This window comes from Streptosporangium sp. NPDC053982 (assembly GCF_055585205.1).
The window spans coordinates 381,010-397,734 of record NZ_JBVJKQ010000007.1 but is presented as its reverse complement, the minus strand read 5'-3'; the positions used below and the strand labels follow the sequence as shown (position 1 = coordinate 397,734).

The window sequence follows — 16,725 nt, the reverse complement described above, 5'->3', positions numbered from 1 at the left end:
GGCAGGAAGGAGCGGAAGGTGAGCGCGTTGCGCGACCGGGTCTACGAGACGCTCAAGCGGCGCATCGTCGAGGTGGAGCTGCGGCCGGGCGAGCGGCTGGTGGAGCGCGACCTCGCCGCCGAGCTCGACGTCTCCCGCATCCCGCTCCGCGAGGCGCTGCACCTGCTGGCCGCCGAGGGCCTGGTGGTCATCGTCCCCAACCGCGGCGCCCTGGTCAGCCCGCTCACCCCCGCCGACGTGCGCGACCTGTTCGACGTGCGCGAGAGCCTGGAGGTGCTGGCCGCGCGCCTGGCCGCCGGGCGGGCCGGGGCGGACGACCTCGCGCGGCTGCGCGGCTGCCTCGACCGGGCCCGCGACGCCGTACGGCGGGGCGACCGCCGGGGCGTCGTGACGGCCAACGCCGAGTTCCACGCGGAGATCGTCGAGGCCGCCGGGAACGCCCTGCTCGGCGCGTTGATGCGCCCCCTCGACGCCCAGCTGCGCCGGCTGTTCCTGCTGACCTCCGAGCGCGACCCCGCCACGCAGTGCGCCGAGCACGAGGAGCTCTACACCGCGATCGCCGGCGGCGACGCCGACCGGGCGGCGGTCTGCGCGCTGCGCCACGTCGCCGGCGGCCGTGAGCCGACGCTGACGCTCGCCGGGCGGTGGGCCGCCGGCGTCGACCCGGTCGAGGTGACCCGCACCCGCCGCCGCCGGACCGGGGATCGGGACTAGCCCGCGAGCGCGCGGCCCGGGTCCCGGAGCCGCGGGTCCCCGCCGTGGCGGGGACCCGCGAAACGGATCTAGCGCAGGGCGGGGGCGAACTGGCCCGGGGTGCGGCCGGCGCCGGCCGGGCCCCGGTAGCACTGGGCGATGTCCAGCCAGCGGTCGGCCTCGTCGCCGACGGCGGTGACCGCGAGGTCGTCGCGGTGGCGGCGCCGGGTGGCCAGCAGGCAGAAGTCGACCGCCGGGCCGCTGATCCGCTGCTCGGCGTCCTCGGGGCCGTAGGCCCACAGCTCGCCGGAGGGGCCGGTGATCTCGAAGCGGAACTCGGCGGCCGGCGGCGTCAGGCCCCGGGAGAGGTAGCCGAAGTCGCGGGTGAGGACGGCGAACACCACCAGGTGACGCAGGCTGCCGCCCCGCTCCAGCTCCACGCCGAGGGCGTCGGCGATGTCCTGGCCGTGGGCGAACTGCTCCATGATGCCGGCGCAGGCCAGCACGATGGGCGGCAGCGGGTTGACCAGCCAGGGCACGACCTGCCCGTCGGGGACGGCGGCCAGGGCCGGCACCACGGCCTCGCGCTCGGCCCGCCAGCGGGCCAGCAGCGTCTCGGGGGTGTCGTTCTCGTAGTCCTTCAGCGCGGCGTTCACCGCGCCGTCGAAGTTCTCCTGGGCCTTGGCGGTCATGGCCTTGAACGCCTCGGGGTCGGCGGCGGCGGCGCCGGCCAGCCGGAAGATGAAGGCCAGGTGGGCGATCTGGTCGGCGACCGTCCAGCCGGTCGCGGGGGTGGGAAGCTTCCACTGGTCGGCGTCCAGGCCCGCCACCAGGCGGTCGAGCTGCTCGCCGTCGGCCGTCAGGTCCGCGAGTACGATCTCCAGGTCGGTCACGCGTCCGTCCTCCTACTTGTCGTTTTCCGTCGGGTGGCGCATCGGATGTCGTGGGGCGGTACGGCCGGGGCGGCCGGTCACGCCGGGGTGTGCCGGGCGGTGGCCCCGCCGGGGGCGGGGACCTGATGACCGGCGGGAGCGGGGGCCGGGGTGGAGCCGGGCGTCACGGGTGGCACGGATGTCACGGGTGGCACGGGCGTCCAGGAGGCCACCCGCCGCGCCGCGGCCAGGGCGGCCCACGAGGTCAGCTCGACGAGTTCCCGGTCGCCCGCCCCTGCGCCCCGGAACTCCTCGACGACCGTCCGGTCCACCTGGTGCGAGGCGAGCGCGGTGAGCAGGGCCAGCCGGCCCGCGGGACGCTCGGCGGCGGGCAGCCGGTCCGCCGCGGCCGTCGCCCACACGCGGCTGAGGCCGGCCGGCCCGCCGTCCCAGGCGGCCAGCTCGGCGGCGACCAGCTCCCGCACCCGGCGGGGCACCGATCGCCGGCCGTAGTCTCCGGCGGCGGCGGACGCCCGGGCGAAGGCGTCGGCGAAGTGCGGCACGGCGTCCGCCCACGCCGCCTCCACGCCGTACGCCGAATCCGCGGGCGGGGCGGCGGGGAGCAGGGCGGGGGAGGCGCCGGGCACGGCGGCCCGGCGCGCCGCCGGGAGCATGAGTCGGCCGAGCAGCCGTTCCAGGGGGCGGCGCACGCCCCCGGGCAACCGCGGCGGCATCGGGGAGTCGTCGAGGAACACGTTCACCATGCGGTTCAGGTAGTGGAAGGTGACCGCCACCGCGGCGAGCTCCGCCGTCCGCTCCGCCGGGAGCGGGGCCGCGTGCCGCAGGGCCCTCTCACGGGTCGCGGTCGCCCGGGCCCACTCGGCGGCCTCCGCCACGGCGGGGTCGCCGGCGGCCCCGTCAGCGCGGGTCCCGGGGAGCAGGCCGTGCAGCGTCCCGGTGTGGACGCCGGTGCAGTACGGGCAGGCGTTGGCGGCCGACACCGCGGCGGCGACCGCCTCCCGCTCCGCCCGGCCTGTCCGCCCGGCGGCCAGCAGCGACTCGCGCAGCATCGTCCAGGAGGCGGCCAGCGCCTCCGGCGAGGGCGAGTGCAGCATGACCGGCGGGGCGAGCACGCCGAAGTCGTCTTCGAGCTGCCGGTAGACCCGCGCGACGAGGCCGCGCGCGGCGCCCGGCCGTACCGGGGAGACGTGCCGGACCTGGATCAGCGTTCCCGGGCGCATCAGCCGCGCGAGCATCCGGATCATCGCCTGTCTCCTCTCCCCCGCCGGTCCTGCCGTCGGCGCGGTCACCGTCGCGTGAGTTCCGGGATCAACGTGGTGACGCCGCGACGGCCGGCGGTGGAGCCGTCCGGGGCGGGCGCGCCGTAGGTGACCTCGACGCCGCGCTCCCGCGCCGCCTGGACGATGCCGGGGACGGCCCGCTCGGCCAGGGCGGCGATGGTCATCGCGGGGTTGACGGTCAGCGCGCCCGGCACGGCGGAGCCGTCGGTGACGAAGATGCCGGGGTGGCCGCGCAGCTCGTGCCGGTCGTCCAGGGCCGAGGTGTGCGGGTCGTCGCCGATGCGGCAGGAGGACAGCGGGTGGACGGTGTAGGCGCCGACGAGGTCGTTGGTCCACGGCGTCACCGTGGCCAGCCCGTCGCGCTCCAGGATGTCCTTGACGTCGGCGTCGGCCATCTCCCAGGCGCGGATCGTGTTGGCGGTCGGCTTGTAGCTGAGCCGGCCGATGCCGAGCATCTGCTGCGACAGGCGGTCGGCGTTGCCGCGGGCCGGCGGCGGGCCGAACACGCCCTCGTTGTCGTCCTCGATCATCTGGAAGATGATCAGCCACGACTGCCAGCGCTTCAGCATCTCCTTCTTCTCCACGCCGAACCATCCGGGGTTCGCGCCGGGCGCCTGGGCGAGGATGGTGCCGAGGCCCGGCGGGAAGTAGAGCTGTTCGAGGGAGTAGCGGGTGTACTCGGGCAGCGAGCCGTCCAGCCGGTCCCAGTTGGCCACGGTCGGCCCCTTGCCGATCTGGTTGGCGGCGTAGGCCGGGCCGTCGCCGCGGTCCAGGCCGAGCACCTCGCGCACCCGGTCCTCGTTGAGGACGGCCGTGTTGAGCCGCTCGCCGTTGCCGGAGAAGTAGCGGCCCACGGCGTGCGGCATCGGGCCGAGGCCGGCCTCGCTGCGCTGCAGGATGACCGGGGTGGCGCCGGCCCCGGCGGCGAGGATGACGATCTTGGCGTCGATCGCGCCGTCGCCGGAGGTGACCCGGTAGTCCTCGCCGTCGACGACGCTGTAGTGGACGCGGTAGCCGCCGTCGTCGGTCCGGTCGATCCGCTGCACCTCGTGCAGCGGGCGGATCTCGGCCCCGTGGGCGAGGGCCGCGGGCAGGTAGTTGAGCAGCAGCGACTGCTTGGCGTCGAAGCGGCAGCCGGCCATCATCCAGTTGCAGTTGACGCACTTGCCCCGGTCCACGGCGGCCGGGACGGGGTTGGCCGTACGGCCTGCGTGACGGCACGCGGCGGCCCACAGCCCCCCGGAGTACGTGGCGTCCTCCCAGCCCTGGTGGGTGATCGGGATGGACTCGGCGACCCGGTCGTACCAGGGGTCGAGGGTGTCGCGGCTGACGGCGGCGGGCCACATGCGGCGGTTGATGCCGCCGCGGCGATCGAAGACGAAGCGCGGCGCGCGGGGCATGGCGGCGAAGTAGACGACGCTGCCGCCGCCCACGCAGTTGCCGCCGAGGATGCTCATGCCGTCGCCCACGACGAAGTCGAAGGCGCGGGTGTAGGACGATCCGAGCTTGAAGTCGTGCTCGAAGTCGTCGCTCTTCAGCCAGGGGCCGCGTTCGAGGATGACGACCTTCGCGCCGCCGGCCGCGAGGTGGTAGGCGGTGATCGAGCCGCCGAAGCCGCTTCCCACCACCAGGACGTCGGTGCGTTCCGGGCTGCTCATGCGGGGCTCCCTGAGGGGGTCGTGTCCGGGTGCAGGTCCGCCAGGGGGCGGCCGTAGGAGTAGGCGGGGAACCGCCACAGGCCGTCGGCGTCGGGCCGGGTGACGCCCATCGCGGTCAGCCCGGGGTGGCCGGCGGCGAGGGCGTCGGCGGTGTTCAGGTGCGCGGCGGAGTCGTAGGCCATGTTGCTGAACAGGGCGAGGCTGACCCACAGGGCCTTCTCGGGGTGGCCGGGCGCGGTGAGCGTCGCCACCAGCGCGGTACGGCCGGCGTGGTCCAGGGCCACGAACGGCGGGACGTCCTCCTCCAGCGCGATCCCGTGCTGGGCGGCGTAGGCCAGGGCGTGCTCGTCCAGCGCCCGCGCGAAGTCGGCGAGGCCACCGGAGATACCGGTCGCGTCCCATTCCAGCAGCTCGATGGCCCCGGCGGCCACCGCGCCGCCGCCCGGCGCCGCGCCCGCGACGGCCCGATCCCCGGGCCAGCGCTTCTCGCCGGGGATGATCGTGTCCGCGAACGCCTCGAGGGTCATGGTCCTGTCGTCCTGGGGTTCGTTCTGAGCTGGCGGGCGCATACGCGTTCCTCGCATCTAGTTGAGCTCGGGTTCTCCACATGGTCCGGACAACGCCTCGTCCGGCGCATCTTCCACGTTGCCGTCGCCCTCGGCCTGGAGGGCCGAGCGGAGGGCGGCCAGGCCGCGGACGGTCTGGCTGCGCACGGTCGAGCAGCCGCTGCCCATCACGCGGGCGGTCTCCTCGACGCTGCGGTCCTCCCAGTAGCGCAGGACGACGGCGGCCCGCTGGCGCGGGCCGAGGCCGGCGAGGGCGTCCATGAGCATCAGGCGGTCGCCCAGGGTGGCGTAGGGGTCGGGGGCGGGGACGGACTCGGGGACCGAGTCGCCGAGCACCTCCCGGGACCACCGGTGCGCCCTGCGGTCGCTGATGAGCAGCCGTGTCATGACGGTGCGCGCGTACGCGTTGATCTTCTCGTGGTGGTCCAGCCGCTCCCAGTGCCGGTGCAGGGTCATCAGGGTGCGCTGGACGAGGTCGTCGGCCTCGTACCAGTCGTCGGAGAGCTGGAACGCGGCGCGCCGCAGGGCGGACCTGGATGCCTCGACGAAGTGCGCGAACTCGTCGTCGCGTGTCCCGGCCATTTTTCACACTCCAAGAACGCCCTATGAACATAGGACGTTAAAAGGGGTTAAATCTGACAAACAGTTGTTTCGGCACTTCTTGTCCGACCTCCTCACAATTGGCGCACTCTTCCGGACCAACAACCCCTAGAGCCTTCTGACCTGCCCTTACTCCGGGCACCCCCACCCCAGAAAACCGGCGAACCCGCGCTCGGGCCCGCGAAGCGGGCATACGCTCCCCAGGTGACCAGCTCGCAGACCGGCGGCGGAGGGTCGCCGGCGGGCGGCCCCGGGGCCGTCTCCATCCCCGGGCGGCCACCGGATCGCACGGCCCGCCGCCTCTTTTCCGCATCCGACCGGCCCGCGAGCCGGTCGGATAGGAGCGCGATAGGAACGCGAAGGGACGCGGGGGCACGCTAGGGGAAAGGCGCCCGCACGGGGCGCCGCCGTGAAAGAGCAGAACCGCTCCGGCGGTCTTTTCCGCCGCCCGCAGACGGCGGTGGAGATATCGGCAAGGTGCCCGTGACCAGCCCGGGAGAACCCCGGACACGCTCCGAACACATGTCGTCACGGATATATCGCCCATATATCGGGGCGAATTTATCGGCGTGGCGGTGCAGCGCCGGAAGGCTCTCACCGCGTGTACATGTCGACGAAGAAGAAGGACGCAGGAAATAAATCCCAGGCCGCTTCCGAGAAAGCGCTCGACGGCGCCCACCGGATGCTGCCGCGCCAGGAGAGATTCCGGCCTATTTCGAAGGCCCGTTCGTCCGGGCCTGTCCACCAGAAAGCCTCCGGACCCCAGGAGGAGCCATGGATGACGTAATCGAGCGAGCCGTCCTGCGAGTGATCGAGAGCATGCATGAGAACCTCGGAGACCAGATCACCGTCGACGACATGGCACGGACCGCGATGTTCAGCAAGTTCCACTTCTCCCGTGTCTTCCAGCGGGTGACCGGGCTGTCCCCGGGACGATTCCTGTCCGCCGTACGGCTGGGCGAGGCGAAGCGGCTGCTCGCCTCGACCTCCCTGAGCATCACCAACATCAGCCACCAGGTCGGCTACTCCAGCGTGGGCACCTTCAGCTCCCGGTTCACCGGCAGCGTGGGGCTGTCCCCCAGCCGGTACCGGCTGCTCAAGAGCGTGACCCCGCAGTCCCTCGACGACGGCCGCGCCCGGGTCGCGCCGGGCCCGGCCGTGACGGTCAGCGGGACCGTGATCTCCCCGCTGAAGGACCGGCCGATCTTCGCGGGGCTGTTCCCCGACCGGATCCTGGAGGGCCGCCCCGTCTGCTACACGCTGCTCGACGGCCCGGGACCGTACGTGCTCAAGGACGTTCCGGAGGGCCGCTGGCACCTGATCGCGCAGTCCGTCGCCCCCGGCTACGAGGACGCCGTCCGGTACCGGCCGGGTGACGGCGACGCGCTCTGCCTGGCGCGCCGGCCGGTCACCGTGGGACCGGGCGCCGGACCCCAGCTCGCCGACATCGAGCTGCGGCCGATGCGGCCGCTCGACCCGCCGGTGCTGCTGGCGCTGCGCGACCTGCTGTCGGCGTCGGACCCCGCGGGGGCGAGCCGTCCGGTGGAAGAGGAGGAGCCGGACCGGCCGGCGCGCGCGGTGTGCCCGGCCCGGCCGGCGGGCGCGCTGAGCGGAGGCGGCCGGTACTGACGGAGACGGAACACGGCGGCCCCCGGGCGGTGGAGACACCGCCCGGGGCCTGTCGCGTTCCGCGTCCGCGCGTAACGGCACGGAACACGCGGAGAAGCCCGCGAGGCGGGCCCCTTCGCCGGGGCCCGCCGTACGGGCTCGTCAGACCGCCTGGACGGTCATGGGCAGGCCGCCGCGGACCCGCAGGGAGAGCATGGCCTCCGGGAACGCCTCGCGGCCCGGCAGGCCGGTCAGCCGCAGCTCTCGGGCGACCATGGCGATGACGAACGTCGCCTCCATCATCCCCAGGTGGTTGCCGACGCAGAAGCGCGGCCCCGCACCGAACGGGATGTAGGCGTACCTGGGCCTGGCGGCAGGCGCAGCCGGGTCGAACCGCTCCGGATCGAACCGGTCGGGGTCGTCCCAGAAGCCGGGGTGCCGGTGCAGGGTGTAGGTGCTCACCACGACGTCGGCGCCGGCGGGGACGTGGTACCCGCCGACCTCGTCGGCGGCCAGGGCCTTGCGGGTCAGGGCCCACACGGGCGGGTAGAGGCGCATGACCTCCTCGACGACCATCGCCGTGTACCGCAGCCGGTGCAGGTCCTCGTAGCGGGGCGGCCGGTCGCCCAGCACCTCGACGGCCTCCGCCCGCAGCCGCTCCCCCACCTCCGGGTGACGGTCGATGAGGTGGAAGGCCCACGACAGCGTGCTCGCCGTCGTCTCGTGCCCGGCCAGCAGCAGCGTGACCAGCTCCTCGCGGAGCCGCCGGTGGGCGGCGCGCGGATCGCCCGCCGGCTGCGCGGCGGAGCGCAGCAGCCTCCCGACCAGACCGTCCCCGCTGCCCCCGCCGTCCCCGCCGTCCCCGGCATCGCCGTTCAGGAGGCGCCGGAGATGGGAGGCGAGGAGGTGGTCGGCCACCCGGTACAGCTCCCGGCGGGCCCGGCGGAACCGCAGGTGCCCGGGGAGCGGCAGCCACAGCGGCACCATGCTGAGCGACACCATCTCGAACATGGCCTGGTCCTGGACCGCCTCGAAGGAGTGGCCGATCGAGGAGAAGGCGCCGAGGTCGGCGTCGAGCAGGGTACGGCCCAGCACCCCGAGGGTCAGGCCGGTCATCTCCTCGGCGACGTCCACCGGCGGCCCGCCCGCGTGGGAGCGCAGCCGCGCGACCAGGCGCGCCGCCTCGTCGGCGACGGCCTCGTCCTGGTGGACGATCCGCTTGTTCTGGAACATCGGCTGGATGGTGCGGCGCTGCGTCCGCCACAGCTCGCCCTCGCTGGTCAGCAGCCCGTCGCCGATGACCCGGCGGGCCTCGGTCAGGCCGATGCCCTTGTGGTAGTTGCCGCTGTTGTCGGCCAGGACGTGCTTGGCGTGGTCGGGGTGGTTGAACAGGTAGATCGACTTGGGGCCGATGGACAGCCGGACCGCGTCGCCGTACCGGGCGGTCGCCTCGGCGAACAGCCCGATGCGGTCGGTCACGAGCTTGGCGAACAGGCCCGGCGTGGCGCGGAGCGGGGGGCCGGGCGGCACCGCGCCGGTGCCGCGCCGGCGCGTGCCCGGCCGCGCCGCGGGGGCGGCCGGCCGGGTGCGCTCCCCCAGCAGGCTCATGCCGGGACCTCCCGCCAGTAGGAGGTGACCTCCCGGAACTGGCCCCGGTAGACCAGCAGGCCGTCGCCGTCGGCCTGCTGCTCCATGCCCAGGACCTTCCCGATGAAGATCGTGTGATCGCCGCCGTCGTAGGAGCGCCACAGCTCGCACTCGAAGCGGGCGACCGTGCCGCCGATGAGCGGCACGCCGGTCAGCTCGCCGGGGAGCCACTCGACGGGGTCGAACTGCGCCATGCCCATCGGCCGGTAGCGGTTGGCGAAGTGCCGCGCCTCCTTCTCCTGGCGGGCGCCCAGCACCGAGACCCCGAAGACCCCCGTCATGCTGAGGCACTGGTGCATGACCGCTCCCCGGTCGATGCAGACCAGCACCAGCGGCGGGTCGAGCGAGACCGAGGTGAAGGAGTTGGCGGTCATGGCGTGCGGAACGGGCCCTCCCGTCGTCACCACGGTGACGCCGGTGGCGAAGGCTCCGAACGCCCGCCGCAACGCCTTGGCGTCATCCACCGTGGAAGACGTCGTAGATTGGTCGACTTTCACGCTGACCTCCTGGATCCGCGCCTAGTTGGCATACGGTTCGAGCGCCCGGACGAGCGGCTCGGGGACCCTGGCTGGTGCCGTGCGGGTGTTGGGCCCGCGCATGCAGGCCACCCGCTGCCTGCCGCGGGCGATGAGGGTCTCGCCCTCACCGTCGCCCTTGCCGAGCCGTACGTAGTCGAAGCCGAACTCCACCTGGGTCTGTCCCAGCTCCAGCAGGCGCATCCTGATGGACAGCTCGTCGAACGCGGTGATCTCGGCGAAGAACTCGCAGTCGACCTTGAGGGTGAACAGCTTCAGGTCGTCCTGCAGGTCGGCGAGGACCTCCGGGGCGCGTTCCTTGAGGAACATCTCCCGGCAGCGGCCCTGCCAGCGCAGGTAGTTGACGTAGTAGACGTTGCCCACGATGTTGGTCTCCTCGAAACCGACCGTGTGCAGGTATTCGTAGTACTTGCTCATTCCTGTGACCGCCCTTCTGGCTGCTCGCTCGCGACCGGCGTCCGTTCCGGGACGCAGATCGCGAAGACGACGGGGTCGGGGGCGTCCCGCAGGGTCGTGACGAGCGTCGCGACGCGCACGCCGTCGGCGGCGAACACGGCCCAGGCGCCGCTCCCCTCCCCCGTCAGGGTCAGGGACGACTCCTTCGGCAGGCCGGCCCGCGTCAGGGACGCGGCGGCCGCGGCGACGCGCGCGGCGGCGGTGTCGGGGCCGTCGCCGGTGACGGAGGCGACCCGTTCGGCGAGCGGGGTGTGCGGTCCCAGCAGGGCCGCCCACTCCGCGGGCGTCCGCGCGGCGGCCCCCGTGACGTCGCAGCCGAGCGTGCCGAGGGTGGCGACGCAGAGCGTCACGCCGGGACCGTGGGCGACGGAGACCGTCGCGCCGTCGATCTCGGCGCCGGCCTCGCCGCCGGTCCCCGGCGCGCCGGGTGCGACCGGACGGCCGAGCGCCCGGCCCAGCCCCACGGCCGCCCGCTCCCGGGCCGCCTCGCCGTCCTCCGCCCCGGCGGGACCGCCGGCGGCGTCGGCGGCGGTGAAGGGCTCGACGGCGACCGCGACCCGGACGCCGACGAGGTCCTCGACGGTCCGCTCCAGGTAGGAGCCGAGCAGCGGCGTCACCCAGGGGCCCCGCCCGTCCTTCTTCCGTACGGCCTGCAGCCGCAGGCCGTCCCAGCGCTCCACGACGTCGCCGGCCGGGGTGCGCACCGCGATGTCGTAGATGTACGTGTCGCCCTCGCGGCTGCGCTCGGTGGCGCAGTAGCGGAGCTCCCCGGCCTCGGCGAGCGCCGCGCCGCCGGCGTGCACCCGCTCGATCGCGGTGGGCAGCAGCGTGGCGTCCGGGACGCAGACCTGGTTGCCGTGCATGAGCGCGTCGCGCATGCCCGGGTCGCCCAGGAGCAGGTCCCCGGGGAGGTACCGGGCGAACCAGTCGCCGGACTCCAGCGCCGCGACGTCGGCGTCGACGTGGCGGGCCGCGGCCCGGTGGTAGCGGCGCAGCCGGTGGAAGCGCCGCCCCTGGAACAGCACGTCGCCGTACATCTCCGTCCCCGGGTCCAGCGGCACCGCGGGCAGGCCGTCGGCGACCTGTCCGGGCGGGCCCTGCGGCGCGGGCTCGCCGGTGTAGGCGAGCCGGGCGCGGAAGTGGTCCACGTCGAAGCCGGTCTCGGCGCTGCGGATCGTGACCGCGACGGTGTCGTCGTCGGTGACGGCCGCGGCGATCCGCAGCGTGGTGCTGCCGTCCGGCGGCACGATGATCGGCCGCAGGAACTCGGCGTGCTCGACGACCGGCGCGCCCTGCCGCCCGGTGGCGGCGTGGGCGACCTGGGCCATGGCCTCCATGCCGATCACCGCCGGGAACAGCAGGTTGCCGTCGAGGAGGTGGTCGGCGAGGTAGAGGTCGGTGCCGGGGTTGACCTCGACGTCGGTGACGAACTCGACGTCGTGGTAGCGGATCAGCGGCTTGCCGACGAAGCGCAGCAGCGGCAGCGGCGGCAGGTCGTAGCGGACGGTGTCGATGCCCTCGGTACGGCCGCTGATGACCACGACGGGCGGGACGTCGGGGTCGGCGACCAGGCGGCGCATGATCTGCACGCCCTGCTGCGGGGTGATCGGGGTGATGCCCTGGCGGGTCAGCCCCTCCACCACCGACAGCCGCTCGCCCATGCCGACGTCGGACCAGACCGACCACTCCATGCAGACGGCGCGGCAGCGGGGGTGCTTGTCGGCCACCTCCCTGGTGAGCTCGGCCAGCCACTCGTTGGCGGTGGCGTAGTGGGCCTCGCCGTGCAGCCCGGCGCGGCCGATGATGCTGCCGAAGGTGACGAGCAGGCGCAGCCCGGCGACGTCGACGGCGTCGAGCACGTTGCGCAGGCCGTCCACCTTGGGGGCGAAGGTGCGGGCGAAGGCGGCCATGTCGAGGCTGGTCAGCGCGGCCGGCTCGTTGCGGCCGGCGCCGTGCAGCACGGCGGTGACCGGCCCGAGCGCCGCCTGGGCCTCGGCGACGGCGCGGCGGACCTGCCCGGCGTCGGTGACGTCGGCGCGGGCGTAGTGGACGGCCACCCCGGCCTCGGTCATCCGGCGGAGGTTGGCCGCCAGCTCGGTGTCCTCCGCCGGGTCGGACCGGCCGAGCACGGCCAGCCTGGCGCCGCTGTCGGCGGCGACGGCCAGGGCGCACTCGGCGGTGATGCCCTTGCCGCCGCCGGTGACCAGCAGGACGTCCTCCGCGCCGAGCGGCTGCTCGGTGCGGGCCGGCCGTACCGGCAGGGCGCGCATGGTGGGCACCCGCCGCACGCCCGAGGCGTCGTAGTACGCCTCGGCGTAGCCGGTGGTGGCCGCGACCTCGTCTACCACCCAGCCGACGGCCTCGGCGGCCGCCGGTACGTGCACGATGGTGACGCGGAGCTGGGGGGTCTCCAGCTGGAGCGTCTTGGCCAGGCCGGCCGCGCCCCGGCCGTGCTGAACCAGCACGAACCGGGTGCCCGCGGGACCGGCGACGGCCGCCTTGGCGCCGAGCAGCGCCTGCTCCAGGTCTTCCCTCCGGCACTCCGGCGGTAGGCACACCAGGACACCTGATCCGACTCTCCCGTTCTCGAGGGCCTGGCGGAGCGGCTCGGCGATCGGGGAGCCGGCGCCGGCGAACAGCCGCCACTGGCCGCTCTCGCGCACCGCGGGCCGTTCCGGCAGCGGCATCTCGTCCAGGTCGAGCGCGAACGGCCGGGCCCACGCGGCGGCGCCGGCCACGATCTTCGCGGGCTGCGCCTGGGGGGCCTTGGCCAGGCCGTCGAGCGCCTCGCCCAGCTCCCGGAGGCTGGCGGTGGCGAGGTTCGTCGGGGCCTGCGCGGCGGGCACGCCCATCCGCTGGGTGGCCTGGTCGATGATGTGCATCACCGTGACCGAGCTGAGGTGCAGCTCGTCCAGCGGACGGCTGTCCTCGGTGACCATCTCCAGCGGCAGCTCGGCGCGCTCGGCGGCCAGGCGGCGCAGCAGGTCGATGGTCGTCTCGCCCTCCTGACCCGCCGCGGCGACGGACTGCCCGGCCTCGGCGGCCGGTGCGGCGGAGGGGGCGGCCTCCGTGACGCGGTGGGCCGCGCCGATCCCGATCTGCGGCGCCTGCTCGGTGGGGCTGGCGAAGAAGGAGAACTCCTCCCCCACCTCCAGCGGCCGGACGAGGCGGCCGTGGAACAGCTCCTCGTGCGCGATGGGCACGCCGGTGACGTAGGCGGCGCCGGCCACGCGGAGCAGCGAGGTCAGCGACTCGTCGTCGGTGTCCAGCGCGACCACCGGCACGTCGGTGATGTTCGCGGCCAGGCCGCTGAGCACCCGTCCCGGGCCGACCTCGACGAACAGGTCGACGCCGGGGGCGGCCTGCCGTACGGCCTGGGTGAACCGGACGGGCTCGGTGATCTGCCGCCGCAGCAGCGCCGGGACGTCGGTGTCCGGCGCCAGGTCCTCACCGGTGACGGTGGAGACGACGCGGCGGTCCGTCGGGGCGAAGTCCTCGTCCGCCAGGCGGGCGCCGAGGACCTCGGCCGCCGGGGCGACCAGCGGCGAGTGGAAGGCGTGCGACACCCGCAGCCGGGTCCAGGTCAGACCGGCCTCGGCGGCGCGGCGCCCGACCGTCTCGACCGCGTCGACGGGCCCGGCGACGACGGTCTGGCCGGGGCCGTTGTAGCCGGCGATGACGACGGGCAGGTCGCCGATCAGGCCGGTCACCGTGCCGGGGGTGGCGCGGACGCCGGCCATGGTGCCCGAGGCGCTGTGCTCGGTCATCGCCTGTCCCCGTACGGTCGCCACGCGCAGCAGGGTGTCCTCGTCCATCGCGCCGGCCCAGTGCAGGGCCGACAGCTCGCCCAGGCTGTGGCCGAGCGCGACGTCGGCGTCCACGCCCAGCAGGGCGAGGGCGCGCAGACCGGCCATGGAGCCGGTGACGATGCGCGGCTGGGCGACGGCGGTGGCCACCGTGTCGCCGCCCTCGGGCAGCGCGGCCCGCAGGTAGAGCTCCTCGACCTCGGCGAAGCGGCGGCGCAGCGCGCCCCCGCTGGTGCCACGGCCCGACCCCTGGCCGGGGAAGAGGTAGCCGACCCTGGCCGGGCCGCCGGCCCGGCCGAGGAAGGCGCGGCCGTCCGGGGCGAGCACGGCGGTCTCGCCCGCCTCCAGCGCGGTGATCAGGCGCTGGAGCTGCCGCTCGGCGTCCTCCGGGGAGGTGACGACCACCGCGGCCCGGTACGGCAGGCCGCGCAGCTCCCGCTGGAGCGTCGCGGCCAGGTCGGCGAGCTGGGCGTAGGACACCTTCGGCACGAAGTCCGCCAGCTCGGTGAGCCGCTCGCGCAGCGCCTGCGGCGAGGCCGCGTCGGCCAGCAGCAGCTCGGCGTCCTGCAGCGAGGCGGCCAGGGCGCGGGCGCGGCCCGGCAGCGGGGAACGCCGCCGGGGGGCGGCGTTCTCCAGCACGACGTGCGTGTTGATGCCGCCGAAGCCCATGGCGGTGACGCCGGCCCGCAGCGGGGCCCCGTCCGGCCAGGGCTCGGCCTTGCGCAGCACGCGCAGGGCCGCCCCCTCCTCGGCCAGCACCGGGTGCGGGTCGACGCAGCCGACGGTGGGGGGCAGCATCTGCCCGTGCACCGCCATCACGGCCTTGATCAGGCCGGCCACGCCGGCCGCGGCCTTGGCGTGGCCGATCATGCCCTTGATCGAGCCGACCGCGGCGGGCGGCGCCGAGGGGTCGGCGGCGGAGCGGGCGCCCGACAGCGCCTTCAGCTCCGTCGCGTCGCCCAGGGCGGTGCCGGTGCCGTGGCCCTCGAACAGGGGGACGGTCTCGATGCCGAACCCGGCCCGCTCGTAGGCGCGGCGCAGGGCGAGCTGGTAGCCGCTGACCTCCGGCCGGGTCATGCCGCCCCGGCCGTCGGAGGAGATGCCCCAGCCGGCGACGGTGGCGTAGATCCGGTGCCCGGCGGCCAGCGCGTCGCTCTCCCGCATCAGCACGACCATGCCGCAGCCCTCGCCCGGCCAGAAGCCGTTGGAGTGGCGGTCGTAGAGGCGGAAGTCGTTCTTGGCCAGCGCCCCGGTCTTGGCGAACCCGACGATCTCGAACGGGTCGATGGACAGGTCCACCCCGCCGGCGACGGCGACGTCGATGTCGCCGTCGGCCAGCGCCTTGCCGGCGGTCACCACCGACAGCAGCGACGACGAGCAGGCGCCGTCCACGGTGTAGCCGCCGCCGTTGAGGTCGAAGTGGTTGCAGATCCGCCCGGCGATGGTGTTGGACAGGCCACCGGCGAGGGTGTCCTCGTCGATGGGCGGGAACGGGCTCTTGTAGGCGGCCTCGTAGTCGGCGAGGAACGCCTCCAGCCGCCCGTCGTCCCAGCCCTGCTCCTTCAGCGCCGCGGCGAGGGTCCGGCGCACGTACGGCCAGCGCAGCCGCAGCACGTTGGCCCGGGTGAACTCACCGGTGAGGGTGTTGCCCACCACCACGCCGGTGCGCTCGCGGGGCAGGCCCTCGGCGTCGGGGAAGCCGGCGTCGGCCAGCGCCCGGCCGGCCGTGTCGAGGGCGAGCCAGTGGGTCAGGTCGGTGGAGCGGTAGGTGCTGCCGGCGACGCGGTAGGCGAGCCGGTCGAACTCGTAGCCCTCGATGACCGCGGCGGTGCGGGCGTAGAAGCGGTCGGGGGCCGTGGGGTCGGGGTCCCAGTAGTCGTCGAGCCGCATCCGCACGTCGGGCAGCCGGCGGAAGGCCCGCCGCCCGGCGACGGCGTTCTCCCACAGCTCCCGCGGCGAGGTGGCATCCGGGTAACGGCATGCCATGCCGACGATGGCGAGCCTGGTCATACTTTCGCGACCTCTTTCCGGGCCGGGGCGAGGGCCTGCTCGGCCGCCGCGCTGACCTGGGCCGCGTCCCGCTCGCGGGCCTTGCCGACGATGTGCAGGGACCACAGGAAGGCGCCGCGGACCAGGCAGACGGTCGCGGTGGCGAAGAAGATGCCGTAGGGGATGCTCATGCCGGTCAGCAGGCCGTACACCAGGGCGACGCCGCCGCCGAAGGCGACCTGCGACAGCGGCTTGGACGGCGTGGTGCCCGGGTCGGTGATCATGTAGTTGGTGAACAGGACGAACGCCACGCCGGTCATCATGGCCAGGCCGCCGAGGAGGGCGACGTCGTCGAGGATGACGCTGCGCACGACGGCCTGCAGGGCGAAGCCGATCACCCAGGCGCCGATCAGCCACATGCGGTTGGTCAGCTTGGCGTTCAGCATGGTGCCGAAGACGATGATCACGCAGGGGATGATCCAGTCGATCGGGTTGGTGACGTTCTCGCTGAAGTGGTACGGCGGCGCGATGCTGGCCCACGGGAACAGCAGCAGGATGACGGCGATGCCGAAGTTGGAGGGGTTCATCACGTGGCGCAGCCGGCCGCGGACGGGGGCCCGGATGACCCACTTGGTGCCGACGGCGACGACGACGCCGAACATCATCACCAGGACCTGGTCGTTGACGTAGATCAGCATGTTCATCGCGATGCCGCTGATGTGCGCCGGGTAGAGGAACTCCATCACGCCGCGCGGGCCGTTGCCGCGGAAGCGCGGGGTGCGGCCCTCGACCCTGGCGCCGATCAGCTCCAGGACGATCTCGGTGGTGTAGGCGGTCGCCAGGGCGATGAGGGGCCACGTCCAGGGCTGCTCGAATCCGAGGACCGTGTAGCCGAGGATGTTGAAGACCGTGATCGAGAGGGCGAACCGGCGCAGGGCCGTGATGACCTTCGGGTCGTGCCGCGGAGGCGTCTTGGCTTTCTCGGCCATGTCG

12 protein-coding genes are annotated in these 16,725 nt (G+C 74.2%); 2 read left to right on the top strand and 10 right to left on the bottom strand.

Features of this window, described 5'->3' with window-relative positions; translation table 11 throughout:
- Positions 1–18 precede the first annotated feature (18 nt).
- Positions 19–714 carry a GntR family transcriptional regulator gene (locus ACZ6W9_RS15295; RefSeq protein ID WP_389964445.1) on the top strand — a complete coding sequence of 232 codons (696 nt, stop codon included), beginning with the start codon at positions 19–21 and terminating at the stop codon, positions 712–714.
- 68 nt (positions 715–782) lie between these two features.
- Here ACZ6W9_RS15295 and ACZ6W9_RS15290 read toward each other — a convergent pair whose 3' ends face one another.
- The 5 genes from ACZ6W9_RS15290 to ACZ6W9_RS15270 all read right to left on the bottom strand — a co-directional run bounded on the left by ACZ6W9_RS15290 (position 783) and on the right by ACZ6W9_RS15270 (position 5,672).
- Positions 783–1,586 (bottom strand): TIGR03084 family metal-binding protein, encoded by an 804-nt coding sequence (locus tag ACZ6W9_RS15290; RefSeq protein WP_362941882.1) that lies wholly within the window; start codon positions 1,584–1,586, stop codon positions 783–785.
- Between the two features lie 77 nt (positions 1,587–1,663).
- Entirely contained in the window at positions 1,664–2,830 is a 1,167-nt protein-coding gene (locus ACZ6W9_RS15285) for a carboxymuconolactone decarboxylase family protein (protein WP_389963556.1), read from the bottom strand.
- 41 nt (positions 2,831–2,871) lie between these two features.
- Entirely contained in the window at positions 2,872–4,524 is a 1,653-nt protein-coding gene (locus tag ACZ6W9_RS15280) for an FAD-dependent oxidoreductase (protein WP_389963553.1), read from the bottom strand.
- On the bottom strand, positions 4,521–5,093 hold the full coding sequence (locus tag ACZ6W9_RS15275) for a DUF5987 family protein (protein WP_389963550.1): 573 nt from the start codon (positions 5,091–5,093) through the stop codon (positions 4,521–4,523). Before ACZ6W9_RS15275 ends, ACZ6W9_RS15280 begins: the two co-directional genes overlap by 4 nt.
- Before the next feature lie 15 nt (positions 5,094–5,108).
- A complete protein-coding gene (locus ACZ6W9_RS15270) occupies positions 5,109–5,672 on the bottom strand; it encodes a SigE family RNA polymerase sigma factor (protein ID WP_389963547.1) in 564 nt (187 codons plus the stop codon).
- Positions 5,673–6,464: 792 nt separating this feature from the next.
- Between ACZ6W9_RS15270 and ACZ6W9_RS15265 the strand changes: the two genes are divergently transcribed.
- Positions 6,465–7,319, top strand: a complete 855-nt coding sequence (locus tag ACZ6W9_RS15265) for a helix-turn-helix domain-containing protein (RefSeq protein WP_389963544.1) — start codon at positions 6,465–6,467, stop codon at positions 7,317–7,319.
- Positions 7,320–7,460: 141 nt separating this feature from the next.
- On the opposite strand, the gene ACZ6W9_RS15260 is transcribed toward ACZ6W9_RS15265, so the two are convergent.
- From ACZ6W9_RS15260 to ACZ6W9_RS15240, 5 genes are read right to left on the bottom strand one after another with little or no spacing between them, the layout of a single operon-like run.
- Entirely contained in the window at positions 7,461–8,906 is a 1,446-nt protein-coding gene (locus ACZ6W9_RS15260; RefSeq protein ID WP_470118187.1) for a cytochrome P450, read from the bottom strand.
- Entirely contained in the window at positions 8,903–9,442 is a 540-nt protein-coding gene (locus ACZ6W9_RS15255; RefSeq protein WP_389963538.1) for a flavin reductase family protein, read from the bottom strand. The genes ACZ6W9_RS15260 and ACZ6W9_RS15255 overlap by 4 nt, the downstream gene beginning before the upstream one ends.
- Positions 9,443–9,463: 21 nt before the next feature.
- Positions 9,464–9,898 (bottom strand): acyl-CoA thioesterase, encoded by a 435-nt coding sequence (locus ACZ6W9_RS15250; RefSeq protein ID WP_362941906.1) that lies wholly within the window; start codon positions 9,896–9,898, stop codon positions 9,464–9,466.
- On the bottom strand, positions 9,895–15,753 hold the full coding sequence (locus ACZ6W9_RS15245; RefSeq protein ID WP_389963535.1) for a type I polyketide synthase: 5,859 nt from the start codon (positions 15,751–15,753) through the stop codon (positions 9,895–9,897). The genes ACZ6W9_RS15250 and ACZ6W9_RS15245 overlap by 4 nt, the downstream gene beginning before the upstream one ends.
- Positions 15,750–16,721 (bottom strand): enediyne biosynthesis protein, encoded by a 972-nt coding sequence (locus tag ACZ6W9_RS15240; protein ID WP_389963532.1) that lies wholly within the window; start codon positions 16,719–16,721, stop codon positions 15,750–15,752. Before ACZ6W9_RS15240 ends, ACZ6W9_RS15245 begins: the two co-directional genes overlap by 4 nt.
- Between the last annotated feature and the right edge of the window lie 4 nt (positions 16,722–16,725).